This window comes from Methylibium sp. (genome assembly GCF_031393925.1).
Lineage (GTDB): Bacteria > Pseudomonadota > Gammaproteobacteria > Burkholderiales > Burkholderiaceae_C > Methylibium.
Genome location: NZ_JANMWL010000176.1, coordinates 1 through 1791, shown reverse-complemented (window position 1 = coordinate 1791; position 1791 = coordinate 1). Strand labels below are relative to the sequence as shown.

2 protein-coding genes are annotated in these 1791 nt (G+C 72.8%); one reads left to right on the top strand and one right to left on the bottom strand.

Annotated features, from left to right (window positions below; all coding sequences use genetic code 11):
* The coding region (locus RMO12_RS09715) for a hypothetical protein (protein ID WP_309639137.1) at positions 1 to 132 on the top strand (132 nt) is incomplete at its 5' end.
* Positions 133 to 237: 105 nt separating this feature from the next.
* On the opposite strand, the gene RMO12_RS09710 is transcribed toward RMO12_RS09715, so the two are convergent.
* On the bottom strand, positions 238 to 1791 hold a 1554-nt coding region (locus tag RMO12_RS09710; protein WP_309639136.1), incomplete at its 5' end, for an AsmA-like C-terminal region-containing protein.

The window sequence follows — 1791 nt, the reverse complement described above, 5'->3', positions numbered from 1 at the left end:
GCGCCGCTGTCGGACGCCGAGATCGCGCGCCAACTGGCCCAGCAGGGCTTGGTGGTCGCACGGCGCACGGTCACGAAGTACCGGCAACTGCTCAAGATCGAGGCGGTGGAGCGCAGGCGCGTTCACAGCTGAGCAGGTGTGGTGCGTCGCGGCCGTAAGTACGGTCGCTCGACCTGTAGGCTGCCTCCCGCTCCAACCCGCCTCCAGCGGGCGAGAGCCCCGCTCCCCACCACGCGGCTACTTCTTCTTAGCCGCTACTTCACCCTGCAGTTGCTTGGGCGCAGGCCCCTTGATCTGCGCCAGCGCGTCACCGCAGACCGCGCGCTCCGACTCGCCGAGATCCACCAAGGCCAGCAAGCCGGCCACTGGCGCGGCGACGACGGCCAGTGCCGCGGCGGCGGCCAGGCGCAGGCCCATGCGCGCCTTGTCAAGCTCGACCTGCGGTTTGCCGAAACTCCCGCGCACATGCACCGGCCCGCGCAGGGCGACCAGGCTCATGTCCTTGGGCCGGGCCGCCACGTCGAGCGCCAGGCGCTCGTCGACGAGCGAGATCTCGCCGGTGACGAGCAGCGTGGTGTCGGGCGTGTCGATCACCGCGACCTCGGGCCGCGCAACGCCGTCTTTCACGGCAAAGCGCGCCACCGCGCAGCGCACCGGCAGCGTGTCGTCGCCGGTCACCAGCAGGCCCAGGCTCTCGGCCAGGTCGATGCCGCTCAGCTCCACCAGCAGGTGCGACACGCGCCCGTCGCTCACCCAGGCCTGCGCCGAGCCGTCGAGCGAGGCCATCATGCCGGCCACCGAGCGGCCGCTGCCGCGCAGCTTGGCCGCGCCGCCGAGCACGCCGCTGACGTAGCCGCCCTGGCCCGGTGCGGCGCCCTGTTTGGCGGTCTTGCTGGCGGGCGTGCCGGCCGCCTTGCCCGCGGTTCGCGGGGCTTCCTTGCTGCGCGGGTTGCGCGTCTTCACGAAGCGCTCGAGCTGCACGCCCGACCAGCGCACATCGGCATGCCAAAGGGGCTGCTTTTCGCTGCGCGCGTCGAGCGTGAGCGCCCCGCGCAGCTCGCCGCCGGAGTTGCGCGCCACCAGGTCCTCGATCTGCAGCACCTGGTCCTGCAAGCGCACGCGGCCTTGCAGTGGCGCGAAGTTCGCCAGCTCTTCGGTGCCGAGCGCCACGCTGTCGATCGAGAGCTTGACGTTGGCATTCATCGCGCGTAGCGACGGCACGTCGAAGTCACGCTGCGGCAGCAGCCGGTCGCGCGCGCCGCGGGCCGCCTTGGACTTGGCTCGCTGTGGCGGCTTGGCGCCCAGGGCCGGTGCCAGGTCGGGCAGCGAGAGACGCTCGCCGGTCAGCGCGCCGGTGAGCCGCGGCACCGCCTCGGTGGTGTCGTAGCGGAAGTCGCCGCGCAGGCGGCTCTTGCCGACCACCAGGTTCGCCACGCCCACGCCCCACACCGCGCCGTCTTTCCTGAGCTGCCCGCGCATCGAGAACGGTGCGGTGCTCGGCAAGGTGGCACCGAGCACGTCGCCGATGGCCGCGAGCGAGGGACCGTCGAGCGCGAAGCGCGCGTCCAGGGCGGTGAGACGCAGCACGTCACGTGCGCTGCCGTCGAGCTGCAAGCGGGCCTGGCCGACGCGCAAATCAAGCACCATTGGGACCGGTGGCATGTCGGCGCTGGAGGTCGCCAACGGCAGCAGCCCGCTGGCTTGCAGACGGGCCGCGAGCGGCGCGCCGCGGAAGCTGCCGCGCGCGTCGATGTGCAGGCCGGCCAGTCGCGCGGCGCCGGGCGCGGCGCT